This window comes from Ruegeria sp. H3, from assembly GCF_056533095.1.
In genome coordinates, this window is record NZ_JBQFOD010000007.1 from 23,575 (window position 1) to 50,021 (window position 26,447).

At 56.6% G+C, this 26,447-nt stretch carries 24 protein-coding genes; 11 read left to right on the forward strand and 13 right to left on the reverse strand.

The window, feature by feature from the left end:
- Positions 1–46 precede the first annotated feature (46 nt).
- The 4 genes from ACR0JE_RS09930 to ACR0JE_RS09945 all read right to left on the reverse strand — a co-directional run bounded on the left by ACR0JE_RS09930 (position 47) and on the right by ACR0JE_RS09945 (position 4,287).
- Positions 47–1,180: a CobW family GTP-binding protein gene (locus tag ACR0JE_RS09930; RefSeq protein ID WP_480864044.1), complete on the reverse strand. Its 1,134-nt coding sequence runs from the start codon at positions 1,178–1,180 to the stop codon at positions 47–49.
- Positions 1,181–1,337: 157 nt separating this feature from the next.
- On the reverse strand, positions 1,338–2,015 hold the full coding sequence (locus ACR0JE_RS09935; protein WP_480544649.1) for a hypothetical protein: 678 nt from the start codon (positions 2,013–2,015) through the stop codon (positions 1,338–1,340).
- A 6-nt stretch (positions 2,016–2,021) separates the two neighbouring features.
- Complete coding sequence (locus tag ACR0JE_RS09940; protein ID WP_480499126.1) at positions 2,022–3,422, reverse strand: selenium-binding protein SBP56-related protein; 1,401 nt, start codon at positions 3,420–3,422, stop codon at positions 2,022–2,024.
- Positions 3,423–3,489: 67 nt separating this feature from the next.
- A complete protein-coding gene (locus ACR0JE_RS09945; RefSeq protein ID WP_480544651.1) occupies positions 3,490–4,287 on the reverse strand; it encodes an IclR family transcriptional regulator in 798 nt (265 codons plus the stop codon).
- Positions 4,288–4,516: 229 nt separating this feature from the next.
- Here ACR0JE_RS09945 and xylB point away from each other — a divergent pair, with 229 nt between their 5' ends.
- Genes xylB through ACR0JE_RS09960 form a run of 3 tightly spaced genes read left to right on the forward strand, consistent with a single transcriptional unit; the run spans position 4,517 to position 8,201 of the window.
- On the forward strand, positions 4,517–5,974 hold the full coding sequence (xylB, locus tag ACR0JE_RS09950; RefSeq protein ID WP_480864045.1) for a xylulokinase: 1,458 nt from the start codon (positions 4,517–4,519) through the stop codon (positions 5,972–5,974).
- Between the two features lie 8 nt (positions 5,975–5,982).
- Complete coding sequence (locus tag ACR0JE_RS09955) at positions 5,983–6,903, forward strand: aldose epimerase family protein (RefSeq protein ID WP_480864046.1); 921 nt, start codon at positions 5,983–5,985, stop codon at positions 6,901–6,903.
- Positions 6,900–8,201 carry a cytochrome-c peroxidase gene (locus tag ACR0JE_RS09960; protein ID WP_480864047.1) on the forward strand — a complete coding sequence of 434 codons (1,302 nt, stop codon included), beginning with the start codon at positions 6,900–6,902 and terminating at the stop codon, positions 8,199–8,201. Before ACR0JE_RS09955 ends, ACR0JE_RS09960 begins: the two co-directional genes overlap by 4 nt.
- Here the strand turns inward: ACR0JE_RS09960 and ACR0JE_RS09965 are convergent, their stop codons facing one another.
- Together ACR0JE_RS09965 and ACR0JE_RS09970 are read right to left on the reverse strand one after the other, a co-directional pair.
- Positions 8,202–9,713 carry a CRTAC1 family protein gene (locus ACR0JE_RS09965; RefSeq protein ID WP_480864048.1) on the reverse strand — a complete coding sequence of 504 codons (1,512 nt, stop codon included), beginning with the start codon at positions 9,711–9,713 and terminating at the stop codon, positions 8,202–8,204.
- On the reverse strand, positions 9,703–10,920 hold the full coding sequence (locus ACR0JE_RS09970; protein ID WP_480864049.1) for an ROK family protein: 1,218 nt from the start codon (positions 10,918–10,920) through the stop codon (positions 9,703–9,705). The genes ACR0JE_RS09965 and ACR0JE_RS09970 overlap by 11 nt, the downstream gene beginning before the upstream one ends.
- Positions 10,921–11,073: 153 nt before the next feature.
- Between ACR0JE_RS09970 and xylF the strand changes: the two genes are divergently transcribed.
- The 4 genes from xylF to xylA all read left to right on the forward strand — a co-directional run bounded on the left by xylF (position 11,074) and on the right by xylA (position 15,575).
- Complete coding sequence (gene xylF, locus ACR0JE_RS09975; RefSeq protein WP_353009964.1) at positions 11,074–12,093, forward strand: D-xylose ABC transporter substrate-binding protein; 1,020 nt, start codon at positions 11,074–11,076, stop codon at positions 12,091–12,093.
- A 62-nt stretch (positions 12,094–12,155) separates the two neighbouring features.
- Positions 12,156–13,454 carry a sugar ABC transporter permease gene (locus tag ACR0JE_RS09980; RefSeq protein WP_480864050.1) on the forward strand — a complete coding sequence of 433 codons (1,299 nt, stop codon included), beginning with the start codon at positions 12,156–12,158 and terminating at the stop codon, positions 13,452–13,454.
- A complete protein-coding gene (locus ACR0JE_RS09985; RefSeq protein ID WP_480864051.1) occupies positions 13,454–14,257 on the forward strand; it encodes an ATP-binding cassette domain-containing protein in 804 nt (267 codons plus the stop codon). Before ACR0JE_RS09980 ends, ACR0JE_RS09985 begins: the two co-directional genes overlap by 1 nt.
- Before the next feature lie 10 nt (positions 14,258–14,267).
- The gene (gene xylA / locus ACR0JE_RS09990) at positions 14,268–15,575 is read left to right on the forward strand and encodes a xylose isomerase (protein ID WP_480864052.1); all 1,308 of its coding nucleotides are present in this window, start codon (positions 14,268–14,270) and stop codon (positions 15,573–15,575) included.
- A 17-nt stretch (positions 15,576–15,592) separates the two neighbouring features.
- Here the strand turns inward: xylA and ACR0JE_RS09995 are convergent, their stop codons facing one another.
- The 6 genes from ACR0JE_RS09995 to ACR0JE_RS10020 all read right to left on the reverse strand — a co-directional run bounded on the left by ACR0JE_RS09995 (position 15,593) and on the right by ACR0JE_RS10020 (position 21,622).
- Positions 15,593–16,588 (reverse strand): ABC transporter ATP-binding protein, encoded by a 996-nt coding sequence (locus ACR0JE_RS09995; RefSeq protein WP_480864053.1) that lies wholly within the window; start codon positions 16,586–16,588, stop codon positions 15,593–15,595.
- Positions 16,585–17,619 carry a Gfo/Idh/MocA family protein gene (locus ACR0JE_RS10000; RefSeq protein ID WP_480549636.1) on the reverse strand — a complete coding sequence of 345 codons (1,035 nt, stop codon included), beginning with the start codon at positions 17,617–17,619 and terminating at the stop codon, positions 16,585–16,587. The genes ACR0JE_RS09995 and ACR0JE_RS10000 overlap by 4 nt, the downstream gene beginning before the upstream one ends.
- Positions 17,616–18,455 (reverse strand): carbohydrate ABC transporter permease, encoded by an 840-nt coding sequence (locus tag ACR0JE_RS10005; protein WP_170393445.1) that lies wholly within the window; start codon positions 18,453–18,455, stop codon positions 17,616–17,618. Before ACR0JE_RS10005 ends, ACR0JE_RS10000 begins: the two co-directional genes overlap by 4 nt.
- A 10-nt stretch (positions 18,456–18,465) precedes the next feature.
- Positions 18,466–19,380, reverse strand: coding sequence for a carbohydrate ABC transporter permease (locus ACR0JE_RS10010; protein WP_480827223.1), 915 nt, complete (start codon positions 19,378–19,380; stop codon positions 18,466–18,468).
- Positions 19,381–19,448: 68 nt separating this feature from the next.
- The gene (locus tag ACR0JE_RS10015; protein WP_480864054.1) at positions 19,449–20,702 is read right to left on the reverse strand and encodes an ABC transporter substrate-binding protein; all 1,254 of its coding nucleotides are present in this window, start codon (positions 20,700–20,702) and stop codon (positions 19,449–19,451) included.
- Positions 20,699–21,622 (reverse strand): N-acetylmuramic acid 6-phosphate etherase, encoded by a 924-nt coding sequence (locus ACR0JE_RS10020; protein WP_480864055.1) that lies wholly within the window; start codon positions 21,620–21,622, stop codon positions 20,699–20,701. The genes ACR0JE_RS10015 and ACR0JE_RS10020 overlap by 4 nt, the downstream gene beginning before the upstream one ends.
- Positions 21,623–21,781: 159 nt before the next feature.
- Between ACR0JE_RS10020 and ACR0JE_RS10025 the strand changes: the two genes are divergently transcribed.
- Genes ACR0JE_RS10025 through nagA form a run of 4 tightly spaced genes read left to right on the forward strand, consistent with a single transcriptional unit; the run spans position 21,782 to position 25,579 of the window.
- Positions 21,782–22,669 carry a glucosamine kinase nucleotide-binding domain-containing protein gene (locus tag ACR0JE_RS10025; protein ID WP_480864056.1) on the forward strand — a complete coding sequence of 296 codons (888 nt, stop codon included), beginning with the start codon at positions 21,782–21,784 and terminating at the stop codon, positions 22,667–22,669.
- Positions 22,656–23,411, forward strand: a complete 756-nt coding sequence (locus ACR0JE_RS10030) for a GntR family transcriptional regulator (RefSeq protein WP_170535234.1) — start codon at positions 22,656–22,658, stop codon at positions 23,409–23,411. Before ACR0JE_RS10025 ends, ACR0JE_RS10030 begins: the two co-directional genes overlap by 14 nt.
- Positions 23,412–23,423: 12 nt before the next feature.
- Positions 23,424–24,452, forward strand: a complete 1,029-nt coding sequence (locus ACR0JE_RS10035) for an SIS domain-containing protein (RefSeq protein WP_480864057.1) — start codon at positions 23,424–23,426, stop codon at positions 24,450–24,452.
- Positions 24,449–25,579 carry an N-acetylglucosamine-6-phosphate deacetylase gene (gene nagA / locus ACR0JE_RS10040; RefSeq protein ID WP_480864058.1) on the forward strand — a complete coding sequence of 377 codons (1,131 nt, stop codon included), beginning with the start codon at positions 24,449–24,451 and terminating at the stop codon, positions 25,577–25,579. Before ACR0JE_RS10035 ends, nagA begins: the two co-directional genes overlap by 4 nt.
- 43 nt (positions 25,580–25,622) lie before the next feature.
- Here nagA and ACR0JE_RS10045 read toward each other — a convergent pair whose 3' ends face one another.
- Positions 25,623–26,447 carry a metallophosphoesterase gene (locus tag ACR0JE_RS10045; protein ID WP_480864059.1) on the reverse strand — a complete coding sequence of 275 codons (825 nt, stop codon included), beginning with the start codon at positions 26,445–26,447 and terminating at the stop codon, positions 25,623–25,625.

Below are 26,447 nucleotides of genomic sequence, written 5' to 3' on the forward strand. Positions count from 1 at the left end.
CGTCAGTCGCTCATAGCCAGTCGAAAATCTGAGACGTTGAAATCAATCAATCCGACATCTCGGTGACGTGGGTCATCATGCCGTCTAGGCGCGTATCAAGGCTCTGAGAATGCAATCGCAGCATTTCCAGGCTGGCTTTTAGATCGCCCTTTTCGATATCACGTGCGATCACGACAATGCGGCTTGTCGTGTCGCCTCCGGTCCATGATTTTAGCGGCACCGGAGCGTCGAAAATGTGCTGCACCCCATGAAAAACAAAGGGCCATTCCATGCCTTGAACATGAATGATGCCTTTCATGCGCAGAATGTCTGGGCCTTTGAGTTCGACCAGCGTTTCCAGCCAAAGATCAAAAACACGTGCGGGTATAGGATCGGCGACCTCGATTGAAGCTGAACCTATACGACTGTCATGGTGGAAATGAGTGCCCGAGGGGGGCAGGGGTATGGGCTCAGATGTGATCACCTTTGGTGCAAACCCTGACAACCCAGCCAACGGGTCGGGCTTTGGTTTTTTTGACCCAAGCCAATCCGAAAGATCATCCGGTGTGGCGCTGCCGCGCATCGCAGATAAGCCGAACAGCGCGCCGATCGGAACCTGCCCATGCCGGGCGGTTATGCGTTGGGCGGTTCCGTTGATCCCTCTCAACCTAGCTGTGAACCGTTTGAGGTCGGTCGGGGTTACAAGATCGGTTTTGGTCAGGACGATCAGATCGGCCATCGCGATCTGGCTGACCGCTTCAAACTGCGCATCAAGGGTGCGAGGGCCGGTTGCTGAGTCAGCTAATGAGACGACGCCATCCAAGCGGAAGTTTGGTGCGATTAAGTCGTCGATAACCATTGTATGCAAAATCGGACCCGGATCAGCGATCCCGGTGGTTTCGATGACCACGCGATCAAAGCTGAGTTCGCCCCGTTCTCGGCGGACGAACAGGCGGGCGAACGTATTCGCCAAATCGCCCCGGATCGAACAACACAGGCAACCGGATTGCATCAACACCACGTCCTCGGTCGATTCCTCGATTAGATCATGGTCCAGTCCCGCATCGCCAAACTCATTCATGATCACCGCTATGCGACCGGCTTCTGGGTCGCGTATAAGATGGTTCAACACTGTCGTTTTGCCCGCGCCCAGAAAGCCGGTGAGCAAGGTGACTGGTATGCGATTGTCAGGGGTCGCCATCTGAGATGTTCCAATTGTCAACGGATGCGGATTTTGCAATTGACAGATATGAAATATTATAACGTTCGACAAGCGGCGTTATCATAAAACGCGCCGGTCACATGCGGCTCAAGAGGCTAGAAAACGGGTGGCTAAACAGGGGTGCATACATATCATCTCAATGTCCTGCATAGGCCGACCAGATGCCGAATGCGCCCACTATGATCAGGCTGATCGCCCAGGCAACATCCAGATTAAACCAGCTTTTCGAGATGAATTTGAGGCCGAGCCAATGATAGACGAACACAGCGATCAACGCTCCGGCTGACGTCATGGCAAGGGTATGAACCGCAGCCACTGTGAAGGCCGTAAAGACATCATTGCTCATCAGGGTTTGCGCTGCAGCATGGCCCGTCGTGGCCACATTGCCCGGCTCAAGCAAACCACAAATTCCCAGATATATCGGAACCAGCATCAGCCCTGCGCCGTGTGCCATCGCGGCCAGAAATGACCAAAGCGCCAAACGCGCCGGATGAACACGGGCCAATATCTTGGGGTGTTTTCGATTGATCAACAGGTAAATACCCATAGCAATCACGATCACGCCGGCACCCAGGCGGATTTCGGTTTCGCGCTCGACGAGAATGATCATCAGCGAGAACGGCAGCAGAATACCGATCATCGCCAGGAAATGCCCCAGCGCTAGCATCAAAAGCGCCTTGGCCATGGCCGTGGGCTTACGCTCCATCAACGCAGCGGACACTGCTAAGGGCCAGCCCATGCCGGGGTTTATTCCATGATATAAGCCAGAGAAAATGACGGCCCACCAAAGGGCCGTCAAAGTCAGATCTTCCATCCGAACTTACACGGAAGGATAGCAGAAGCTGTCAGTCGAGCAGTCGCCGCCTTCCAGTCGAATCTGGTGCGCGCGCGTGTTCTCGGGGAAGTTGATGTAGAAATCTGGATCCAACGCAAAGCTGCCATCGTCTCCCACGTTGGCCATCACCATCTGGCCGCCTTCCTGATGCGGATAGAACTGGTTATCCCAAGTTGAATAGAGCGAGTTGGTCCAATACACACGTTTGCCGTCCCGGCTGATCTCAACCATTTGCGGGCCGTAGATAAAGTCTTTGCCATTGGGATGCTTGGTCTCGCGCGCGATCCCACCCAGTTCGACCTTGCCGTTTAGAACTGGATTGAACGGATCAGAGACATCGTATTGGTGCATCTCACCCAAGCCCCAGCACGCAACGTACAGGTATTTGTCATCCAGGCTGAGGTCGATATCGGTGACCAGAGGCGGCACAGCACTGAACCCTTTCAGTAGTTCGGGCAGATTGTCCGGGTCTTCGGGGCGGGGATCAATGGTGATCACCTTCTTCGAGTTCCAGGTCCCGTCATCTTCGCGCCACCATGTAAAGATCGCCCCTTGCAGATTGGTGGTATCCACCACAACACCGCAGAACCCGTAGGATTTTGTCGGATCATGGGCCGGGCGGATTTCCAGAGCCATCTGGTAGTTCTCGCCAAAGTCGATGGTCTGGATGTTCTTGCGTGCCCGCAGGTCCCAGAAATGGATCGAATGCCCGTATTTGTTACTCAGCAAATCCTCGGGTACAACGCCGCCTTCAAACTGTGGCGGCAAGCCCCATTCTGAACTGACCATGTAGTCTTGCGGCAGGTTCCACCAGAAATCATAGTGCTTATCTTGCTTGCCACGATCCATCTCGTAGCGCCCGATGATATCGAAGGTTTCGCAGTCCATGATGAAAATGCCCGGAGGTCCATCTATGCCATCGGGGCCAGCGCCACCCAAGGTTGAGACATAAATCCCCTCAGGACCACAATGGATCGTGTGGGGCCGCGAGTAGCCGGTTTTGGCAAAGACTTCCTCGGGCTCTATGATTTTGTGAATTTTGGCCTTCAGCGGCTCTTTGACGTCGAAGATGTAGATGCGGCTTGATCTGATACCTGGCACGATCAGATAGCGCCGCTCCAGAAAGGCATGACCTGAGAGCGGGGACAAGGACGAAGAACAGGCGTTCCAGCCGAAATGATGAAACTCGTCTCCGGTCGTGGGCGTCATGACCGTATGCACAATTTGTCCATAAGTGTCCGAGCCATTTCGAAGATCGATCACGGCCAGCCCATCGTGATGGCTGGCGTCTTTGCCCAGCATAATGGTGAAGGCAAAATTTTCGACCGGCGCTTCCATCGCCAGTTTGGGTGACGCGTGAAACGTCGGATCTGGTCGTAAGTTCATGGTAGTCCTCCCTTTTGTTTACCCCACCTCACTGGGGTTCGCCTGTAGGTCTTGATGAATCTCTGCTCTAGACACCTCCAACATTGCACAGTTGGATCGCGCCGCTGACCTTTGTGGCTAGGTCTTTGAGTTGCTCCCCAATTTCTTGTCTGTAGTCAGTTCCAAATCGTCGTACCGGCCCAACGGCGCCGACGCTGAATGTGACCCCGATCCGGCCAACAGCCACTGGGGCCGCAACGCTGGCGATGCCAATATCAATTTCCTGGTCGCAATCGGCAAAACCCTGTTGCTGGATCACCTTGAACGCCTCAATCAGTTCTTCGCGCGTCGTTTTGGTATGATCTGTAAAGGCCCTGAGCGCGCCGTTCAGGATGGTGTCCTGAAAACCCGGCTCGGCAAAGGCCGCTATCGCCATCGAGCAGGAACACGCATGCAAAGGGCGTTCCCCGAGGCCAGGATGCACAAATGCACGGGCCGGGTCTTCGGGGGTTTCGACATGGATGATTTCGATCTTGCTGTCTCGAAATCGGGCCAGAAAAACCGTTTCGTTGAAGGTCGTAGCCGCCGCGCGCAATGCCGGGGCGGACACGCGGCGCACATCGATATCGGACTTGCCGAGCAACGCGATGCGGATCAGGCGATCACCAATCACATAGCGCCCATCTCCGATTGGATCCTCAATCAGGCCCTGGTCTAAAAGCGATTGTACCTGCCGGTAGCATGTTGGTTTGGGAAGGCCGCTGGCCATCTGCACCTCAGCAACCGAAACAGGCCGACCGATGACGGCGATAGTTTCTAGCAAGCTGATCAAACGCTCTAGGTGCATATAGTCGGGATACCATCGAATGGTGAGACTCGTTCTCATTTAACGAGACATCACCCACCGAGATCAAGCTTTGTTTGCCATATGATCAAAAACCGGTTTGTGAATGTTCGAACCGAACACCCTGAAACCGGTTGATGCTAGTTGATACGCAACAAAAGCTTAGGCTTGTCGTAGTCGGCATGCGATATAGCATCTGTCAAAGACCGATGTTGACAACGCGCGCATAGGTAATAATTTTAGTTAATAAAATAATAAGGGGGAGATCGCCGTGTATCTCGGTCTGGACTTGGGCACCTCAGGGCTCAGGGGTGTTCTTATTGAGGAGGCTGGCACCGTCATCGGCAGTGCCGAACACGAGATTGCTACCTCCTATCCGCAATCCGGATGGTCCGAGCAGGCGCCTGAGGATTGGATCGATGCCTGCAGAGCGGTGATTGCCCAGATCAGGGCAGAGCATGAAACTGAGTTTTCCAAGCTGCGCGGGATTGGCCTAAGCGGTCATATGCATGGGGCAACCTTGTTGGATAACGATCTGAATGTGTTGCGCCCCTGTATTATGTGGAACGACACGCGTGCCGCGCAGGAAGCAGCCAAGTTGGACCAGATCGCAGACATGCGGGCCATATCCGGCAACATTGTCTTTCCGGGCTTTACAGCGCCCAAGCTGGACTGGGTGCGGACGCATGAGCCGGATGTCTATGCCAGAGTAGCTAAGGTGCTCCTGCCCAAAGACTATCTAAGGCTTTGGCTGACTGGTGAGTGCATCAGTGACATGTCTGATAGCGCCGGCACGTCATGGCTAGATGTCAGCACCCGCACCTGGTCAGAAACCGCACTGCGGCTAAGCCATATGCGTTTGGACCAGATGCCCCGGCTGGTTGAAGGCAGCGAAGCGGGCGGAGAACTCAGGTCAGAGCTGAGGCAAGACTGGGATCTTTCGGGGCAGGTGGTTATTGCTGGTGGGGCAGGGGACAATGCAGCCGCGGCCTGCGGGATTGGCAGTGTTGAAGATGGGGGAGGTTTTCTGTCGCTTGGCACTTCGGGCGTTTTGTTGGTGGCCCGCGACAGATACGCACCCAAGCCCGAGACGGCGGTCCATTGCTTCTGCCACGCAGTGCCCGGCCGGTGGATTCAGATGGGGGTCATTCTGTCTGCGACCAACTGCATGAACTGGTTATCTCGAAATCTTGGGCAATCCGTCGGTGACTTGGCCGACGCGTTGCCCAGATCCCCCAAAGGGCCATCCGTAACTCGCTTCTTGCCCTATCTGTCCGGAGAACGAACACCGCATAATGATAGCGTCATCCGAGGCGCTTTTCTGGGCCTTGATGTCTCCTCGGGACCCGTTGATCTGACACAAGCGGTTATGGAAGGCGTCGGTTTTGCCATGCGGGATTGCCTTGAGGCGCTCAGAAGCACGGGAACCGAACCCAGCAGCCTGATGGCCGTTGGCGGCGGGGCGCAATCCCCGTATTGGCTGGAAACACTGGCGACGGTATTGCAAATACCCCTGGCTCTGCCATGTGGCGGCGAATTCGGTGCGGCAACCGGGGCTGCACGCCTTGCAATTTGTGCAGCCAGTGGTGCTGAACCCGCCGACGTTATGTCGCCGCCCGAGGTGGGCAGCATTATCGAACCACGCGCCGATCTGTTTGCCGCATATGAGCAGGCGTATCAAAGCTATCGCCAATATTATGCGGCGCTGGCTCCGATTGCGCAAAAATGACCGCACAAATGATCCAGCAAGCCACTCTCGAAAGTGGTGAAATGCGCGCATGCCTGCTGAGCTATGGGGCGATAACCCAAGGCTGGTGGTACAAGGGCATTCCCATGATCCTGGGCTATGATGATCCGATGGACTACCTGTCGGATCGTAACTATCTGGGCGCCATCGTCGGACGCGTTGCCAACCGCATCGCAGGTGCGTCATTTGCATTAGACAAGGCGCTGTTCGCGCTGGATGCGAATGAAGGCCGGAACACTCTGCATGGCGGGCGCTTGGCCCTTTCGCACCAACATTGGACCCTCACTCAGGTTGCCGAGAATGAGGCAGTGTTGTGCCTAAACTCACCTGATGGAGATTGCGGCTTTCCGGGGCAGGTGCAATTCGAACTGCGCGTCACACTCGAATATCCACGTCTGACCTATTCGGTAACCGCTCAGACGGATCGTCCAACACCGATCAGTATCGCGCAGCACAATTACTATTCGTTGGGCAGCACAACTGGCGTTTCCGATCACCTTCTAAAATTGGCCTCAGATCAGTATCTGGACACCGACGATCAGGGAATAGCGTTTGGTCCGGTGTCTAAGATCGTGGGGGGAGCGATGGATTTCAGCTCTGCCAAACCTATCAAGGAAGCGGGGGCAGATTTGGATCATTTCTTTGTGTTCGGAACGGGCGCCAAACAACCTGTCGCCGAAGTCACCGCGCCGAATGGTTTGAAACTGAAGCTCTGGTCCGATCAGCCCGGTGCGCAGATTTACACCGGTGGAGGTCTGTCTGACCCTTTCGCTCCCAGAGCGGGCCTGTGTATCGAGCCATCGGGATACCCCAATGCGCCGAACGTTACGGCCTTTCCGTCAATCCTATGTACTCCAGAACGCCCCTATCGACAGACCCTGACCTTAGAAATCACTGAGGGTGCAGCATGAGATTGATCGCAACACTGACTGTCGGGGGTTTTGTCTTCGCATCAGCCGCAAACGCAACATCGCTCGATTTGGGTCCGCGCCCAGTATTTGTGGAACCCGATCTCGAAGCTGTCGAATTGGGCCAACTGCTGTTCTACGACCCGATCCTTTCGGGCAATAGAAACATAAGCTGTGCGACCTGTCATCATCCTGACCTCGGAACATCCGATGGTTTGTCGCTGGGGATCGGCGAAGGGGGTGTGGGTCTAGGGCCCGAACGCGCGCTTGATCCGAACAACTTACCCGAACAGCGCATTCCACGAAATTCGCCCGCGCTTTGGAACCTCGGCGCGGCCGAATTCAAGACGTTCTTTCATGATGGTCGGCTTGAGGCTGATCTGACTCAGCCAAACGGCATCCGCACTCCACTGGGCACGAATATGCGACCCGGGTTCCAATCGGCATTGGCTGCGCAGGCGATGTTTCCTGTGCTGTCACCGGATGAGATGGCAGGTCACTATTCTGAGAATGATGTCAGTCAGGCTGTGCGTCTTGGCCTGATAACTCAGGAAGGCGGGGCGTGGGACCTGATCGCAGCCCGCGTTGCGGCGATACCAGAATATCAGGCGCGGTTTGATCGGGTGTCGCCCGGAGAGGAAATCACCTTCACCGCCATCGCCAATGTGATCGCGAATTTCATCGCCTTCGAATGGCGCGCTGACAACAGCCCCTTTGACCGGGCCATGCGTGGTGAGGAACCTCTGACACCAGATGCGCAACTGGGGGCCGATCTTTTCTACGGTCAGGCAGGATGCAGCACCTGCCACGCGGGCTGGTTTCAAACGGATCACAGCTTTCATGCTATTGCCATGCCTCAGATCGGGCCTGGAAAAAGCGCGCGATTTGAAAGCCATGTCCGCGATGACGGTCGGTTACGTGTCACAGGGGGCGAAAGTGATGCCTTCGCCTTTCGCACGCCGTCGCTGCGCAATGTGACACTGACGGCACCTTATGGTCATAGCGGTGCCTATGCGCGACTCGAAGATGTGGTGCGTCACCACCTTGATCCGGAAAGAGCCTTGCGCAGTTACTCGGCTGATATGGCTCTGCTGCCGACGTTTCCCGGGGCGTCTGATCAAAAGGCTTTGCTGGACCCGGACCACGTAGACGCGATAGCCAACGCAAATGAATTGGCAGAGGTCAGCCTGACGGATGAGGAGCTCAATGCAATTCTGGCCTTCCTGACCAGTCTTGAGGACCCTGCGGTGCGGCTCGGTATCCCGGATCAGGTACCCAGCGGGTTGCCAGTCGACCGCTGACTAACGTTCGATCCGAATGCTCTGGTTGGCTTCAAACGCTTGCCAGTCTCCGATCAGCCCATCTGGCCAGATAACTCGCGCTTTGACTGTGTTGGTCGCGCCCAGACCAAAGTGATGCGGTCCGGCGATACCGCTGGCATGCCCGCCGCCGACGGTAATTTCACGGGTCTGTAGGCCTGCAGGCGTCTTTATCTCGATAACCCCCCCCACAGCAAACCGGTTTGAACGGTCCTGAGAAACCTCGACCAATAGCCAATTTCCGTTCTGGGTTTGGCTCTCATACAGCTCAAGCGCCGAGCCTCGATTGACAACCACCAGATCTAGCCAGCCGTCCATGTTGAGATCCGCCAAAGCCGCACCGCGCGACTTTGCCATCGAGGCGATGCCTGCCGCCACCGACGCTTCTGCGAACTGACCCTGCGGTTCCTGCAGAAGCAGGTTGTTTGGGTCGTTCAGAGCCGCATCGGGCATCTGTTCCACATTGCCTTTGGCCACGAAAATATCATCCCGTCCGTCGTTGTTGACGTCCCCGAATTGTGCGTGCCATCCGGTTGAAGGGCGACCATCCCCACCCGTATGGGGCCGATGGGCCGTTGTGCCTCGATCATAGGTCGCGTCGCTCCAGGTCGGCCCCTTGGCTTCGGGGTCGAACATCTGCAATTTCTGATCACCCATTGAGGTGAGATAGACTTCTGGGAAGCCATCTCCGGTCAGATCACGCGACGCGATGCCCATGCCCCAGATTGAATAGGGCAACCACCCATCCTCGGCAGAGTAGAGTGTGGGGTCTGGTTCCATTGCCCATAGCTGCTCCTGACCTCCCTTTACATAGTAGTGGCGATCATTGCTGACACGCAGGTCCGCGCGTCCGGACCGAGACCAGTCGGAGAACAGAACTGATAGAGAACAATAGCCCGGCTCCAGATGCGCCGGTGGCAGATAGCTGTCGCCCTGTGGTCGGTACAAAACCGTTGGGCCGCAGGCTTCGAACGGACCATCTGGATTGCTGCGGTCGACATATGTGCCAAAGGCAAGGGTTGGTAGGCTTTGCCCATCCTCCCAAGTCGCTGAAAACCCGGTTGTCCAATGATCGTCTGATTGGAACCCAAGCGTGGTGAAAGGGCTGAACCGACAATCCGCCGCGCCCTTCAAAAGCAGATCGGGGCCGACCCGCAGTATGGCGAGGTCCAGAATGCCATCGCTGTCGATATCCAGCGGATAGGCGCCAGTTACACCCGTGAGTTTCAGTTCTTCGGGCGTATTGGCATCGTATGATATGCTGCCTGATGAAATATTTCGAAACAGCTGCGACGGGTTCTCGCCACCTGCTGCGAACAGCTCAGGCAGGCGATCCCCATCGCAGTCGAAGACAGCGACTCCGCCACCTACAAAATGCTCCCACCCGCCATCGTAGATATGGCTTGCAATCTCAACCGGTGTGAAATGCGGGGTTTGCACCTCCGCCCCTAGTGCCGAGGGCAACATCAGAAGGACAAACAGCTCAGGACGCATGTGCTGGGATGTCCTTTACCTTGAGGATCGAGACCTGTTCGATCGCATAAGCCGCTGCGCCCTTGGCCCACATTTGATCACCCCAATGGTGTACTTTGATCTCGGGCAGAGGGGTATCCACATTCACAACGCCGCTGCGGATACGGGCCATTACCTCATCCGAATAGAGATGCTCCAGCCCTTTTTGACCGCCAGACAGAATGATGCATTCGGGATCAAACAGATTGATCAGATTGGAAATCCCCAGGCCAAACATCTGGCCCGCACGTCCAAGAACCGAAGCGGCCATTACATCACCGCTTCGCGCTTTGTCGTAGATATCGGCAACAGTCTTTGGGCTTTGGTTTTGATCCACAACTGTCATCTCGCGGATCAGTGCGTAGTCGCCTACATAGGCCTCAAGGCACCCGCGCTGGCCGCATTGGCATAGCGCACCGTCTAGCTGCACTTTGGCATGCCCGAATTCCGCCCCGCAGCCCCTTTCTCCGCGATAGAGCTTGCCATCTAGAACGATGCCAAGACCCACACCATGTTCGATGGTTACGACAAGGAAGTTCCTTAAGCCTTTGCCGTAGCCAAAATGCTGTTCGGCCTTGGCGACAAGATTGGCGTCGTTTTCGATAAAGGCTGGGCAGGGGATCTCCTTTGGGAGGATCTGACCGAAATCGATGTTTCTTTCCGTCAGGGATGACGACCAATGGACAAAGTTGTTTTCTGCATCAACAAGCCCAGCAACGCCAATTGAGACCCCGGACAAATCCTCTAGCGTTTTGCCAATTTGTGCGCTGGCTTCTTGCAGTGCGTCGCGAATAGTCCTGACAAAAACCTCGGGCGCCATCTGTGCGTCGGCCAGCGGATGGTTGTACGAAGCCAAAGGCGTGCCCTGAAAATCAACCAGGATCACCGACATCGCATGACGCGCAACCTTGAGCCCCGCCACAAGGTAAGATCCTCCATCCAGTTGCAGCAAAACCCGCGGGCGGCCCCGCTTGGACGATTTCAAGGGTGGATCGCCTGGAACCTCTTTGATCAAACCGGCTGAAATCAAGTCTGCAGTGGCTGATGTAACCGTGGCAGGGCTGGTCTGAAGCGCACTGGCAATATCGATGCGCGAGACTGAATCCCGGCTTCGGATATGGTCGAGAACCCGCATGCGGGTCGTGTTTCGCTGTTCTATCGAAGTTTGAGAAGCTTTGCTTTTCAGCATCTTGCCCATCCGAATCTGATCTTCCTATCAATTTATGGGCATTTTTGAGTTTCGAACAGACTAAATATTTTACTGACTGAAATAAATATGCTACTCCCGATTCTGGAAGCCACGAATCGACTTCGAGATGGCTTGGAAAAACGGGAGGAAATCATGAAAAAACTTCTCAGCCTTTCGGCTGCGGTTGCATTGATGGGATCGGCGGCCTTCGCTGAACCGGTTGTCGGCGTAAGCTGGTCCAACTTTCAAGAAGAACGTTGGAAGACCGACGAAGCTGCGATCAAGTCGGCGTTGGAAGCCGGTGGTGCTGAATACATCTCGGCTGATGCACAATCGTCTTCGGCAAAACAGTTGTCTGATATCGAAAGCCTGATCGCTCAGGGTGTAGACGCTCTGATCATTCTGGCGCAGGACGCACAGGCCATCGGCCCCGCCGTTCAGGCCGCCGCCGATGAAGGTATTCCTGTGATCGCCTATGACCGACTGATCGAAGATGATCGCGCCTTTTATCTAACCTTTGACAATGTCGAAGTGGGTCGGATGCAAGCACGCGCGGTTTTCGAGGCAATGCCCAAGGGCAACTATGTCATGATCAAAGGCTCGCCGACCGATCCAAACGCAGACTTCCTGCGTGGCGGTCAGCAAGAAATCATTGGCGCGGCTGTCGACAGCGGTGACATTGTGATCGTGGGTGAGGCCTATACAGATGGCTGGCTGCCCGCAAACGCGCAGCGGAACATGGAGCAAATCCTGACCGCCAACGAGAACAACGTTGACGCGGTCGTCGCCTCGAATGACGGTACTGCTGGTGGTGTTGTCGCGGCACTGACAGCGCAAGGGATGGAAGGTATCCCTGTCTCAGGTCAAGATGGCGACCACGCTGCGCTAAACCGCGTTGCCTTGGGCACACAAACTGTATCAGTTTGGAAAGACGCCCGTGAGCTGGGTAAAGCAGCCGGTGAAATCGCTGTTGCGCTCAGCAGCGGAACTAGCGCTGGGGATGTCGACGGCGCAGTTAGCTGGACCTCGCCCGGTGGCACCGAAATGACATCTGTCTTTTTGGCCCCGGTTCCGATCACCAAAGACAATCTGAGTGTTGTTGTGGACGCCGGTTGGATCTCGCAGGACGCCCTATGCCAGGGTGTCGAGAACGGACCTGCACCTTGTAACTAAACCTAAATTCCCTGGCCCTTTTGCTTGGGCCAGGGACCTTTGCTGATATTGAAAGATCGGAAATGACCGAAACTTCGTCTCAGCCGGTACCCCAAAAAAACAAGCCCAACCTGTTCCAGCAACTGGAACTGGATATGCGGCTTTTGGGTATGATCGGCGCCTTTGTCATCCTGTGTATCGGGTTCAACATCGTCACGGATGGGCGATTTCTGACACCCCGAAACCTGTTCAACCTGTCGATTCAGACCGTCTCGGTCGCCATCATGGCCTGCGGCATGGTATTCATCATCGTGACCCGCCATATCGATCTATCTGTCGGTGCGCTGCTGGCGACAACTTCGGCTGTAATGGCAATGACCCAGACGGAGCTGTTGCCGCATATGCTGGGGTTGGGGCTGAACAACCCGCTGACATGGGCGATTACAATCGTTGTTGGGCTTCTTGTCGGTACGCTGATCGGTGCTTTTCACGGATGGATGGTTGGCTATCTGACCATACCGGCGTTTATCGTGACATTGGGCGGCTTTCTGGTTTGGCGAAACGTGGCCTGGTATATGACTAGTGGCCAGACCATCGGACCGCTGGACAGCACCTTCCTGATGTTTGGCGGAACCAATGGGACCTTGGGCACGACTGTTAGTTGGCTGTTCGGACTGTTTGCAACTGTCATCGCAATCTGGGCCTTGTGGAGCGGGCGTCGCGCCAAAGCAGCGCATGGGTTCCCTGTCAAACCAGTCTGGGCGGAATCAACCCTCGCTGCGGTCATTGCCATCGCCATTTTGGGATATGTGTTCATCGTAAACAGCTATGCCATCCCGACCCGCAGACTGGAGCGTATGTTCGAAGCACGCGGAGAGATCATGCCAGAGGGGCTGGTAGTTGGATATGGCATCCCGATCTCGGTTCTCATTCTGATCATCGTCGCGGTCAGCCTGACCGTGGTGGCGCGCAAAACACGGTTCGGGCGGTACATCTTCGCCACCGGAGGCAACCCGGACGCGGCCGAGCTTTCCGGTATCAACACCCGGTTGCTGACTGTCAAAATCTTTGCCCTAATGGGGTTTCTGTGCGCCGTCTCGGCGGTCGTCGCCTCGGCCCGGCTGGCCAACCACTCAAATGATATCGGCACGTTGGATGAACTGCGCGTCATTGCCGCCGCCGTGATCGGAGGTACGGCATTGTCTGGTGGGATCGGTACCATCTATGGCGCCATTCTTGGGGCTGTGATCATGCAGGCGCTTCAGTCTGGCATGGCCATGGTGGGCGTCGATGCGCCTTTCCAAAACATCGTTGTCGGCAGCGTGTTGGTGCTGGCGGTCTATATCGACATCGTCTATCGCAAGCGATTGGAGGCTAAGTGATGCAAGCTCAGGAAACGCAAAAAACGACCCCGAATACCGGTCGTGGATCCGGTGCCGCACCCTTGGTCGAGATGCGGGATATCTCCATCTCGTTCGGTGGGATCAAGGCTGTCGATCAGGTCTCGGTCGATCTTTATCCCGGAGAAGTTGTTGGACTGTTGGGCCATAACGGGGCCGGAAAATCGACTCTGATCAAGGTTTTGTCTGGTGCTTACCAGATGGACCACGGTGAGATTTTGATTGACGGCAATTCCGTCGAGATCGGCAATCCACGGGACGCGCGGGCGAACAATATCGAGACGATCTACCAGACGCTGGCTTTGGCCGACAACCTGGATGCCACCTCAAACCTGTTCCTTGGGCGTGAAATGGTAACGCCTTTTGGTCTGGTCAATGACGCGGCGATGGAGGCGGAGTGCCGCAAGATCATGGCGCAGCTCAATCCGAACTTTCAGAAGTTCAACGATCCGGTTTCGGCTCTGTCCGGGGGGCAGCGTCAATCCGTGGCTATCGCGCGTGCTGTATACTTCAACGCTCGTATTTTGATTATGGACGAACCGACCGCCGCACTGGGTCCGCATGAGACACAGATGGTGGCCGACCTGATCCACCAGCTCAAGGCGCAGGGGATCGGGATTTTCCTGATCGACCATGATGTGCACGCAGTCATGGACCTGTGCGACCGCGCATCGGTTATGAAGAACGGCAAGCTGGTCGGAACCGTGGATATTGCGGATGTCACCGATGACGATCTGCTGTCGATGATCATTCTGGGCAAGAAACCCGGCGAAAAGGCAGAATGAGGTGAAGGATATGACAAGCGGATTCTTCGACGGGATCGGGCCGGTTGAGTTTGGTGGTCCGGACAGCACAAACCCGCTGGCCTTCCGTCATTACAATCCAGACGAAATTGTCCTGGGCAAGCGGATGGAAGATCACCTTCGTTTTGCCATTGCCTGGTGGCATTCCTTTGCTTGGGAAGGCGGTGACCCTTTCGGAAGCGCTACCTTCACACGACCCTGGCACCCGCAGGACGATATGGGCCGAGCCCGCATGAAAGCGGATATCGCATTTGAGATGTTTGATATCCTTGGTCAGCCCTATTTCTGCTGGCACGATGCAGATGTCAGGCCCGAGCAGGGGAATTTCGCCGATAATCTGAGAACGCTTGAAGAGATCACGGACTATATCGGTGAAAAGATGCAGGCGTCGGGTACCAAGCTCCTTTGGGGTACGGCCAATATGTTCAGTCACCGGCGCTGGATGTCGGGGGCAAGCACGAACCCTGATCCTGAGGTGTTTGCCTTTGCCGCAGCGACAGTGAAATCCTGCATCGATGCAACTCACAAACTGGGCGGAGAAAACTATGTGCTGTGGGGGGGACGCGAAGGGTATGAAACCCTGCTGAACACCGACATGGGCACCGAGCTGGACCATATGGGCCGGTTCCTGAACATGGTGGTCGAGTATAAGCACAAGATCGGGTTCAAAGGTGCGATCCTTGTCGAGCCCAAACCTCAGGAACCTTCAAAACATCAGTATGATTATGATGCGGCCACCTGTATCGGGTTCCTAAGGAAGTATGGTCTCGAAGATGAGGTGAAGCTTAACCTTGAACAGGGTCATGCCATTCTGGCCGGTCACAGCTTTGAGCACGAGATCGCAGTTGCGACGGCAGAAGGGATGTTGGGGTCCATCGATATGAACCGGAATGATTATCAGTCAGGCTGGGACACGGATCAGTTCCCCAACAACACGCCCGAAGTCGCGTTGGCCTATTACTACATCCTGAAATCAGGTGGGTTCACTTCAGGTGGTACGAATTTCGACGCTAAAATTCGTCGTCAATCTATCGATGCCGATGACCTGATTGCCGCACATGTAGGGGGGATGGACATCTGTGCCCGCGGCCTGAAGGCCGCAACTGCGATGCTCGAAGATGGCGGGCTGGAGGCGGCCTTGTCCGAAAGATATGCGGGTTGGGACGCACCCGAAGCCCAAGCCATGCTGACCAGTACTCTGGACGACATCACCGCGCGTGTTTTGTCTGATGGCGTTAATCCGGCCCCAAGGTCCGGGCGTCAGGAGAAGTTGGAAAACTACGTCAATCGGTTCGTTTGAAACCGAAACAGTGCGCGTCACATAAGGCGCGCACCATCGGCATCAAAGCGATAAACTCGACCGGGTTCATATCCGAAGCGGATCGTTTGACCTGCACCAACCTGGTGCTGGCCGAACAGGCGCGCGGTGATCTGGTGGTCTTGCATCATCGCGATGACATTGGTGTCGCCGCCCAAATGCTCGACATGGGTGACATCTGCGGTAACCGAGCCGTCATCTGACAAGAAAAGATCCTCAGGCCGGATACCCGTTGTCACATCCGCGCCCTCGCCGATCAGGCTGGCGGGAAAGAAATTCATCGAAGGCGCGCCGAGAAAACCAGCCACAAATTGGTTCGCAGGGTTGTTATACAGCTCCATCGGGCTGCCGACCTGCTCAACGCGCCCATCGCGTAAGACTACGATTTTGTCAGCCAGCGTCATCGCCTCGGTCTGGTCATGGGTGACATAGATCATCGAGGCATCAAGCTGTTGGTGCAGGTTGGCGATTTCCAACCTTGTGTTCATGCGCAGGGCGGCATCCAGATTGGATAGCGGCTCGTCAAACAGGAACAGTTTGGGTTCGCGAACGATGGCGCGACCGATGGCCACCCGTTGGCGTTGACCGCCAGACAGCTCGGACGGGTAGCGGTCGATATAGGGTTCAAGGTTGAGCATCTTGCTGGCTTTGGTGACACGCTCTTCGATGACCTGCTTGCTCTGACCTTCCTGTTTCAAAGCCAAAGACATGTTCTTGCGCACATTCAGGTGGGGGTAGAGCGCGTAGCTTTGGAACACCATCGCGATGCCGCGTTTTGAAGGTGGGGTTAGGTTCATCAGCTCTCCGCCGATGCGCACTTCGCCCGAGGTCACATCCTCCAACCCTGCGATCACGCGCAGCAGGGTGGATTTGCCGCAGCCCGATGGGCCGACGAAAACGACAAATTCGCCGTCTTCCACCTCGATATTGATGTCCTTCAAGACCTCAACAGTGCCGAAGGACTTGTTCACGTTTGTAAGCGTCAGGGCGGTCATGGGCGTGCCTCTTTCAGCGAAATAGGTTGGCCGGTGCGGATGCTTTCATCTGCAGCGAGGCAGATGGCCAGCGATTGCACGGCGTCGTTCATGTGGCGGGTCAGGTCGATGTCTTCAGCAATGGCGCGCAGCATATAGGCTTGTTCCGCATCGCAGAGTTCCTGATGGCCGGGTTCATCGGGCATGTTGATTGTCTGGTCGCCCTCGGGGCGGTGGACCAGAAGGCCGCCCACCTTGGTGTGACCGTCTATATCGGCCGATGCGCCCTTATTGCCATCGGTGATCGAGACCGATCCGTTGGGCGACACTATGTCTTTCACGAAGAACGCCGTTTCCGACATCATTGGACCCCAGCCTGCTTCGTACCAGCCGACTGAGCCGTCCTCGAAGACCACCTGAAACTGGCCGTAGTTATACATGTCTTCGGCGATCTCATCGCTAAGGCGCAGGCCCATGCCATGCACGCGCACGGGATCGGAGTCGGTGATCTGGCACATCACGTCGACATAGTGCACACCGCAATCGACGATGGGTGAGGTTGTCTCCATGAGCGCCTTGTGTGTCTCCCACTCAGCGCCTGACGATTGTTGGTTCAGGTTCAGGCGGAACACATATGGTCCGCCAAGGTCGCGCGCCTCGGAGATCAGGCGCATCCACGACGGGTGGTGACGCAGGATGTAGCCGACGACCAGTTTACGTTTGGTTTCAATGGCTTTCGCGACGACGCGTTTGGCATCAGCCACCGTGGTCGCCAGTGGTTTTTCAACAAAGACATGTGCGCCGGCTTCCATTGCGGCGCAAGCAAAATCGGCATGGCTGTCGGAATAGGTGGCGACAACCACCAGATCCGGGTTTGTATCGGCCAGAGCAGCCTGAAAATCCGAATACGCGGGATAACTCGCAAGATCGGGATGGTCCACGTGACCGGAACGGTTCACCAGACCTACGATCTGCGGGTCCGGGTGGTGGTGATGGGCCAGGGCGTGGCTCAGGCCCATATTGCCGAGACCGGCGACCAGAACCCGGGTCATTTTACAGCTCCTGACGTGATGCCCCGGATCAGCTGGCGCGAGAAGATAACGTAGAGCACCAGCACCGGCAGGATCGCCATGGATAGTGCCGACAAAACCGCGTTCCAGTCGGTGACGAATTGGCCAATGAAGACTTGGCTGCCCAGTGTCAGGGTCTTGGTCTCCTCAGCCGGGGCAAGGATCAACGGGAACCACAGGTCATTCCAGATCGGGATCATGTTGAACACGGCGACCGTCGCCATGGCGGGGCGGACAAGCGGCAGGACCAGCCGGAAGAAGATCGTGTATTCCGACAGTCCGTCGACACGGCCCGCGTTTTTCAGGTCGTCCGAGACCTGCCGCATGAACTCGGATAAGATGAACACGGCCAGCGGCAGGCCTTGTGCGGTGTAGACCAAGATCAGCGCCCAAAGCGTGTTCACCAGCCCAGTCGCCACCATCATCTCGAGGATAGCAACGGTGCCAATGCGGATCGGGATCATGATCCCTAGCGCTAGGTATAGGCCCATCAGGGTGTTGCCCTTGAACTTGTACTCGCTCAGCGCAAAGGCGGCCATGGCCCCAAACAGCAGGACAAAGGCAAGCGATACAACGGTGACGATCAGCGAGTTCTGAAAGTAGAGGAAGAAATCCCCCTGTTTCATCACGGTCTGATAACCGATCAGCGAGAAACTCTCGGCGTCGGGCAGGGCGAGAGGCTCGCGAAAGATCGAGCGGCGGGTTTTGAAGCTGTTGATGATGATCACAAAGACCGGGAACAGGGCGATCAACGTGTAGAGGATCAGCGCCCCGTGCATGGCGGCCGTGTTCAGCGGGTTATGGCGTGCTTTGTTCATCCGTTCGCCCTCACAACTGATACCGGCGCATCCGGGTCTGGATGCCGAAGAGGTAGATACAGACCCCCACAAGGATGATCGCGAACATGGCCCCGGCGATGGCGGAACCCATATGCGGGTCGCCCAGTTGCAGCTGGAAGCCAAAGAAGGTGCGGTACATGAAGGTACCAAGGATGTCGGTTGAGAAATCCGGCCCCGCCAGCGCGCCTTGCGAGACGTATATCAGGTCGAATGCATTGAAGTTGCCCACGAAAGTGAGGATCGAGATGATCCCGATCGAAGGGATGATCAGCGGTAGCTTGATTTTCCAGAAGGCTGAGGCTCCGGTAATGCCGTCGATCTCTCCGGCTTCAAGGATCTCTTCGGGGATCGACAGCAAGGCGGCATAGATCAGCATCATCGGGATGCCAACGAATTGCCAGACTGAGACCAGCGCCAACGTGGTCAGGGCGTATTCTTCCTTGCCCAACCATGGCGCAAACAACGACTTAAGGCCAATAGCGTCCAGCATCGAAGGCGCGATACCCCACAGTGGCGACAGGATCAGTTTCCAGGCAAAGCCCACGATCACAAAGCTGAGGATCGTCGGGATGAAAATCGCAGACCGGTAGAGCGCCGCAAACCGCAGGCGGGGATGCGAAAGTAGTGCTGCCAGAGCGATACCGATGGGGTTCTGAACCAGCATGTGGATCAGGAAGAACCAGAAGTTGTTGCCCAACGCATTCCAGAACTGCTCGGACCAGATCGGATCGAAGAACAACGTGCGGAAATTCTGCAGGCCTACGTAGACGCGTGTCTGATCAACCTCGGTGAACAGTGCAAGGCGCAATGTATTGAACAAGGGGAAGATCATCACCGCCGTGTAGACCAACACCGCAGGGGCGAGGAAAACGGCGATGTGCCAGCGTATGCGGCGGGTTTGCATGAGACTCTCCGGGGAAAATGTCCGGACGCGACGCGGGCCGCGTCCGGTTAGAGTGAGTGGCTTAGAGCTTACTGGTGTGGTGCGTACCAGCTGGCCAAGCCGTCCTGCAGTTTCTGACCAAGTGCTTCTGGTGTTTCAGCACCTTTAATGGCGGCCACGGATGCGCCCCAGGTCTCGTTTTCCAGGTTCGGCGTGCCGCGCGACAGGATCTGGTAAGTTGAACGGATGGTGCTTTCACATTCCTCGCGCCAACCGACAATTTCCTTGGCCAGCGGGTCTTCCAACTCAACCGGAGTGCTGGAGAGCGGGAAGAAACCGGGCAGGGCGTTTCCGAAGATGCTGGCAAACTCAGGGCTTGCGACCCAGGCCAGGAATGTGCGTGCCGCTTCCTGGTTTTCGCTGGCCGCGTTCATACCGATGCCGATATCGGTGTGGTCCGAAATATAGCAGGTGTCGCCTGCATTCTGGACCGGCGGCTTAAATGCACCCATTTCGAAGTCGGCCTGCGTGTTGAAGCCCGAAATTTCCCAGCTGCCCGCAGGATAAACCGCAGCGCGGCCCAGCGTGAACAGGTTCTGGCTGTCGGGATAGGTTTGTGCTTCGTATCCGTCTCCCAGATAGTCGGCCCACTTGGCCAGCGTCGCATAGGGGGCAACCCACTGAGTATCGGTCAGTTTCTGATCACCTTTGATCAGGGCCAGACGACCTTCTTCACCTTTCCAGTAGTTCGGGCCGATGTTGTTATAGCCCATGGTGGCGGCTTCCCACTGGTCGTTGGTGCCCATCGCCATTGGGATGTAGGTGCCGTCTTCCTTGATCTTGTCGAGGGCAGCAAAGAACTCGGCCTCGGTGGTCGGGACTTCGATGCCCAGCTCATTGAACGCATCTTTGTTATAGATGAAGCCGTGGATCACCGACGCCATCGGAACGCAGAAGCTGGCTGATGCATCATCGGTCTGCCACGCGGATTTTGCCACGTCCGAGAAATTGCTCATCGCGTCCAGGTCGGACAGATCAGTCAAATGGCCCGCTTCGTACAGCGCCAGCGATGCATCGAACGGGCGACAGGTGATCAGATCACCGGCAGAGCCGGCTTCGAGCTTCGAGTTCAGAACAGCGTTGTATTCCGCGGGGGCCGACGGGGAAAACACGACTTTGATGCCGGGATTGGCGGCTTCAAAAGCTGGGATGATCTTTTCCTGCCACAGGGCAAGGTCATCGTTGCGCCAGCTTTCAATCGTGATTGTTGCATCCTGCGCGAAAGCGCCACTTGCGACAAGCGCGGTGCTCATCAGGGCAAGGCTTAGGGCATTACGTTTCATTTGGATTCTCCCAGGTTGATAGTTTCATCATTTTGCTTCAGTCGGTTCATGGCAGGGCGCAAATGGCCCCCTGTTTCCTCCAACAACGCCTCTGCGGCCTCGATCGATCCGGCTCCGGCAGCAACAAGTGCGGCGCTTTTCAGCGCGCCATCGGTGGATCTGAGGGCCGCACCGGCGCGTTCAGATGTCACGCCCGTCAACTGGCAGACGATCCCATTGGCACGAGCACGCAGCTTGTCATTGTCTGCACGCAGGTTGATCATCATGCCGTCCTGAATATGTCCAAGCTCCACAGCCATCAGTGTCGACAACATGTTCAGCGCGATTTTCTGCGCGGTTCCCGCACCCATTCGGGTTGAGCCGGAGATCAATTCGGGCGGCGTAGACAGCAACACGGCATGATCCGCCAGTTGCAGCAATAGTGATCCCGCATTATTGGCAATCCCGATGACTGGCACGTCTTTGGCCAGCGCCATCTTGGCCGCGGCAATCGTATAGGGTGTCGTTCCGCTGGCCGACACCGCTATCAGAGTGTCATTTTCGTGTAGGTCGGCCAATTCATCTTCAAGCGCATCAACCGCATCCTCGACGTCACCGGGCATTTCAGCCGTTGTCGGCAGGCCGCCGGCCATATGGATGGTGATTTGTGATGCTGGGATTGAGAATGTGCCCCCCAGTTCCAACGCATCTGACGCGGCCATCAGGCCGGAAGACCCCGCTGCCAGATAGCGAAGCTTACCGCCCGACCGGATGGAATTAGCCATCGCCTGTGCACCACCACACAATGGGGTCAAGGCTTCCAGCGGAGCCTTCGCCGCCGATGCCTGCGAAGTTGCCAGCAGATTTGCCACCTCGATCAGCGGACGGGTATCCAGCCCGCGTGCATCCTGATGCAGTTGTTCCGTTACTGGCGTGTTCACGTGATTCTCCCCCAAGAGTTCCCATGATCATACCTTTTAGATACCATTAGTCTACCATTTATTTTTCCGCCCTATGTTCGAGCATTATTCGGCTCCAATTACGCGTTTGGTTATAATTGGGACTTTGTTTTTACAAATAGGTATTATATAGGTCTCTATATGACTCGATCTTCAAAATCACTGATTCTGGCTGCTGACGGGGGTGGAACACGCTGTCGCCTTGCCCTTTGCGACGGGGAAACGCGCCACAAGGTCGAGGTTGGCGCGGCTAATGTGTCTACTGATTTCGACGCTGCATGCCGTGAATTGCGGCGGGGACTAGAGGCCCTGATATCTCAGTCCGGCCGCTCCGTTGATGACATCATGCACGCGCCAACCTATCTGGGCCTGGCCGGGATCACGGGGGATGCAATCGCGCAAAAACTGGCGTCGGATTTGCCATGCCGCCACGTGCGTATCGAAGATGACCGCGGGGCCGCCTTGCGCGGGGCACTAGGTCCGGCAGACGGGTTTGTTGCGCATTGCGGAACGGGGTCGTTCATCGCGACTCAACAGGCTGGCACAGTCCGATTGGCCGGAGGTTGGGGGCCGGTGCTGGGTGATCAGGCCTCGGCGCAATGGATCGGCAAACGCGCGCTGTCCAAGGCTTTGGATCATGTCGATGGGGTAGTCGCATCTTCGCAGTTGGCGCAGGAATTACTATCTCACCACGGGGGCGCTCCCGGGTTGGTCAAAGCAGCGGCTCAGATGACGCCAACCGAATTCGGCGCAATTGCCCCTCAGGTGACGGAACTGGCCAGCCACAAGGATGCGCTTGGGGTCGCGCTTTTGCAGGACGGCGCCGACTATCTGGTAGGCATGATGAAAAAGATGGGCTGGCGCCCGGGTCTGCCAGTTTGTTTGACCGGGGGCATCGGCCCGCACTATGCATCTTATCTGCCTCAGGACATGCAAGCCGCGTTGACCCAGCCTTTGGGCGATCCATTGTCTGGCGCATTGGCTTTGGCGCGTGCCTTTCAGGAGGAGATCGAACATGAATGTAGCTGATTTCCTAAGACCCGAAGGATGGCTGGGCCAAAACGCAGGCCCGCGCTATGTGCAGCTACGCCAACGGTTGGAACAAGGGATTCAGGACGGTATCCTTGCGCCTAACAGTTCACTTCCGCCCGAACGAGAGATTGCTGAACTGACCGACCTGTCACGCGTGACCGTGCGCAAGGCCATTCAGGAGCTGGTGCGTAAAGGTGCGGTTGAACAGCGGCAAGGTTCGGGCTCATTCGTGCGCGAACCCGTTGCGCGGGTCGAACAGTCCCTGTCTCATCTGACTTCTTTCACCGAAGACATGGAAAGGCGCGGCCTCAAGACCACCTCGACCTGGCTAGAGCGCGGGATTTTCCTGCCATCGCCGGAGGAGATGATGGCTCTGGGTCTATCAACCAATGAACAGGTTGCCCGCATCCACCGTCTGCGTGCTGCAGGGGGGCGACCGATGGCTCTGGAACGGGCAGCGCTGCCGCTGGATATCCTGCCGAACCCAACCGAAGTGACCGGGTCGCTGTATGCAGTTCTCGAACAAACCGGGTTTCGACCGGTGCGCGCGATCCAGAAAATCTCGGCTATCAACCTCGAAGCGCCCGAGGCTGAACTTCTCGATGTTGCCGAAGGCACCGCCGGGCTTCGGATTCAACGCACCTCTTATCTGGAAAGCGGGCGGGTCGCTGAACTAACCCGCTCAATTTATCGCGGCGATGCCTACGATTTTGTGGCCGAACTGCGCCTGTCTAATTGAAAGCCTGGGACCATGTCTGACAAAACCACTCAAATGCGGCGGGAAATCAACGAGATACCCAACGCTGTTGATCGCCTGCTGACCGAAGGCGCAAGCCTGATTGCGCAAATGGCTGATGAAATCAGGGCGCGCGATCCGCGGTTCCTGATCTCAGTCGCGCGGGGGTCTTCGGATCACGCTTGTAGCTTCCTTAAATACGCATCCGAGCTGCTGCTGGGTTTGCCGATGGCCTCGGTCGGGCCGTCGGTCAAATCGATCTACGGCATCGACATGCGGTGCGAGGATGCGGTTTGCATTTCGGTCTCACAGTCGGGGCAAAGCCCGGACATCGTGCAACTTACGCAATCTGTGACATCTGGCGGGGCCTATTCGGTTGCGATCACCAACAACACGGCCTCCGCTCTGGCCGAAGCGTCCACCGCGACGCTACCGATCCATGCGGGTCCCGAGCTGAGTGTGGCTGCAACCAAGACATTCGTCACTTCTTTGGTCGCAGGCCTGTGGCTGATCGCGCAGGTGAAACGCGACGAGCCATTGTTGCGCGCCATTCATGGCCTGCCGGACAGCCTGTCAGCGGCGATTGCATGTGATTGGAGCGCGGTAGCTGATGCGGTGGATGGCCGTTCGCTGTTTACCCTAGGGCGCGGCCTGTCGCTGGCGATCTCAAACGAAGCCGCTTTGAAATTCAAAGAGACCTGCCAGATTCACGCTGAAAGCTATTCGGCAGCCGAAGTACTGCATGGCCCTGTTTCCATTGTCGATCAGGGCTTTCCGGTGCTGGCCTTGTCCTCAGGGGATGCGGCTGAATCCAATCTGGCAGAGGTTGCGGATAAGCTTGCCGCTAAAGGGGCGGAAGTTTTCGCCACCACCAGCCGCGTAAAGCAAGCAACGGTGCTTCCGCATGTCAGAACTTCGCATTGGATGACTGACCCGATCCCCACAATCGCGTCTTTCTATGGAATGGTCGAAAGCGTGGCCACCCGGCGTGGGGTCGACCCCGATATGCCACGCCACCTGAAGAAAGTTACGGAAACGGTATGACCGACGCTTCGATCACCTTTTCAGGCGGCCCGATCTTCGACGGAAGCGACCTGCATGTCGGTTACGCTGCGCGGTTCCGCAACGGTGTGTTGGACGTATTGATCCCCGAGGCGCACGCCACTGACGACCAGGTCGAGGATTTGGCTGGGCGCATCCTCAGCCCCGGTTATGTGGATTTGCAGGTCAATGGCGGTGACGGTGTCATGTTCAATGATGACCCATCCGTTGACACACTCAGCAGGATCGCAAAGGCGCATCGTGGATTGGGCGCGACCCGCATACTGCCCACCCTGATCACGGATACGCCCCAGAAAACCCGAGCTGCGATTGATGCGGCGATCAAGGCCGTTCAGGCGGGTGTGCTGGGTATTGCTGGCCTGCATTTGGAAGGCCCACACCTGTCGGAACGGCGCAAAGGGGCGCATGACGCAGCCCTGATCCGCCCGATGGAGCAGGCCGATCTTGAAGCCATCGTTTATGCGGCAGGACATCTGCCCTCTTTGATGGTTACAGCGGCCCCCGAAACGACAACGCTTGAACAGGTCAAGGCGCTGACACAGGCTGGCGTGATTGTCTCGCTTGGCCATAGCGATGCAACCTTTGACACCTGTTTGGCTTATGCCGAAGCAGGTGCCCGCTGTGCCACGCATCTGTTCAACGCCATGAGCCAACTTGGCAACCGAGAGCCGGGCCTGGTCGGTGCCGCCCTGGCCTGCGGGACGATGTCAGCGGGGCTGATTGCGGATGGTGTGCATGTTCATCCCGAAACCATGCGCGCCGCCTGGGCTGCTAAGCAGGGGCCGGGCTGTATTTTTCTTGTCAGCGACGCGATGGCTGTTGCAGGGACAGATCTGACAGAATTCCAATTGGAAGGCCGCCCGATCCAGCGCAGAGAAGGCAGGCTGACCTTAGAAGATGGAACTTTGGCCGGGGCCGACCTTTGCCTGACGCAAGCGGTGAAGGTTCTGACGGAGCAAGTCGGCGTCGCATTGCCGAAAGCTTTGGCTGCAGCCACCAGCGTGCCGCATCAGTTCATTTCAAAACAGGGCGACGGGATGCCGATGGACCTATCACACATGATCTTGATCGCGCCGGATTTGTCGGCGACCCAGCCAGTTCTGGCCTGATCGACCCTTTTCAGGGGTCGATCACCGACTGACTATCGGCCTGTTACCGCACCATCGTGAGCTTATTCCAATCAGCATAATCGGGGGTGCCTTCGCCCTTGATCTCACCCGCGTATCCGAACTCAACCATGTGGGTCATGGTTGTGGTTTCGGTTGCAAAGATCACCGCGTAGCTTTCCGGCAGGTCCGAAGACGACAGAAAACGCGTCGCCGAGAAATCAGCCCATCCGGCGTGATTGGTGCCTCGGGGGGCCGAGAAAGGCACTCCCAGCAGGGACCCCGTCAGCGGCAAATGGCAATGCCCATGGAATATGTGCCGGATTTTAGCCTTATGCGGCGCGATCGTTTCAGCAAACAAATCTGCATCCAGCAACATGATCTCATCCATCGGCGCAACTTCGATCGGAACCGGGTTATGATGCATGAAAATCCAGATCGGACCTGGCAAGGTTGCCAACTGACGAGAGAGCCAATCCGCTCGTTTCGCGCAGAAATGACCTGCATGCGTGTTCGGGCCCCAGGTGTCCAAAAGCACCGCGTGACCCAGGCTCAGCGGGACAGTGCGATGCACAAACCCGCCTTCCCCTTCCAGTTCAGGGAAACAGCGTAGAAAGGTCGAACGGTCATCGTGGTTGCCGATCAACAGCTCAACCGGAACCGGAATGCTTTCCATCCGTTCCTTCAGTAAGGCATAATCAGCGGCTTCGCCCCAATCGGACAGATCACCCGTGATAAACAGCGCCTCTGCATCGCTGTGGCTTTGCATCGCGTGATCCAGCGCTTTGTTCAGATTGGCCAATGGATCGCGGCCGCTGATGGTATCGCCCGGCGTTGTCAGGTGGATATCGGTGAATTGAAGCAGCTTCAT

Excerpts from the sequence above, each read along its gene's own strand:
- ACR0JE_RS09930 (WP_480864044.1), bottom strand. The coding sequence starts at position 1,180 with ATGGCGACCCCTGACAATCGCATACCAGTCACCTTGCTCACCGGCTTT.
- ACR0JE_RS09935 (WP_480544649.1), bottom strand. The coding sequence starts at position 2,015 with ATGGAAGATCTGACTTTGACGGCCCTTTGGTGGGCCGTCATTTTCTCT.
- ACR0JE_RS09940 (WP_480499126.1), bottom strand. The coding sequence starts at position 3,422 with ATGAACTTACGACCAGATCCGACGTTTCACGCGTCACCCAAACTGGCG.
- ACR0JE_RS09945 (WP_480544651.1), bottom strand. The coding sequence starts at position 4,287 with ATGAGAACGAGTCTCACCATTCGATGGTATCCCGACTATATGCACCTA.
- ACR0JE_RS09955 (WP_480864046.1), top strand. The coding sequence starts at position 5,983 with ATGATCCAGCAAGCCACTCTCGAAAGTGGTGAAATGCGCGCATGCCTG.
- ACR0JE_RS09960 (WP_480864047.1), top strand. The coding sequence starts at position 6,900 with ATGAGATTGATCGCAACACTGACTGTCGGGGGTTTTGTCTTCGCATCA.
- ACR0JE_RS09965 (WP_480864048.1), bottom strand. The coding sequence starts at position 9,713 with ATGCGTCCTGAGCTGTTTGTCCTTCTGATGTTGCCCTCGGCACTAGGG.
- ACR0JE_RS09970 (WP_480864049.1), bottom strand. The coding sequence starts at position 10,920 with ATGCTGAAAAGCAAAGCTTCTCAAACTTCGATAGAACAGCGAAACACG.
- xylF (WP_353009964.1), top strand. The coding sequence starts at position 11,074 with ATGAAAAAACTTCTCAGCCTTTCGGCTGCGGTTGCATTGATGGGATCG.
- ACR0JE_RS09980 (WP_480864050.1), top strand. The coding sequence starts at position 12,156 with ATGACCGAAACTTCGTCTCAGCCGGTACCCCAAAAAAACAAGCCCAAC.
- ACR0JE_RS09985 (WP_480864051.1), top strand. The coding sequence starts at position 13,454 with ATGCAAGCTCAGGAAACGCAAAAAACGACCCCGAATACCGGTCGTGGA.
- xylA (WP_480864052.1), top strand. The coding sequence starts at position 14,268 with ATGACAAGCGGATTCTTCGACGGGATCGGGCCGGTTGAGTTTGGTGGT.
- ACR0JE_RS09995 (WP_480864053.1), bottom strand. The coding sequence starts at position 16,588 with ATGACCGCCCTGACGCTTACAAACGTGAACAAGTCCTTCGGCACTGTT.
- ACR0JE_RS10000 (WP_480549636.1), bottom strand. The coding sequence starts at position 17,619 with ATGACCCGGGTTCTGGTCGCCGGTCTCGGCAATATGGGCCTGAGCCAC.
- ACR0JE_RS10005 (WP_170393445.1), bottom strand. The coding sequence starts at position 18,455 with ATGAACAAAGCACGCCATAACCCGCTGAACACGGCCGCCATGCACGGG.
- ACR0JE_RS10010 (WP_480827223.1), bottom strand. The coding sequence starts at position 19,380 with ATGCAAACCCGCCGCATACGCTGGCACATCGCCGTTTTCCTCGCCCCT.
- ACR0JE_RS10015 (WP_480864054.1), bottom strand. The coding sequence starts at position 20,702 with ATGAAACGTAATGCCCTAAGCCTTGCCCTGATGAGCACCGCGCTTGTC.
- ACR0JE_RS10025 (WP_480864056.1), top strand. The coding sequence starts at position 21,782 with ATGACTCGATCTTCAAAATCACTGATTCTGGCTGCTGACGGGGGTGGA.
- ACR0JE_RS10030 (WP_170535234.1), top strand. The coding sequence starts at position 22,656 with ATGAATGTAGCTGATTTCCTAAGACCCGAAGGATGGCTGGGCCAAAAC.
- ACR0JE_RS10035 (WP_480864057.1), top strand. The coding sequence starts at position 23,424 with ATGTCTGACAAAACCACTCAAATGCGGCGGGAAATCAACGAGATACCC.
- nagA (WP_480864058.1), top strand. The coding sequence starts at position 24,449 with ATGACCGACGCTTCGATCACCTTTTCAGGCGGCCCGATCTTCGACGGA.
- ACR0JE_RS10045 (WP_480864059.1), bottom strand. The coding sequence starts at position 26,447 with ATGAAGCTGCTTCAATTCACCGATATCCACCTGACAACGCCGGGCGAT.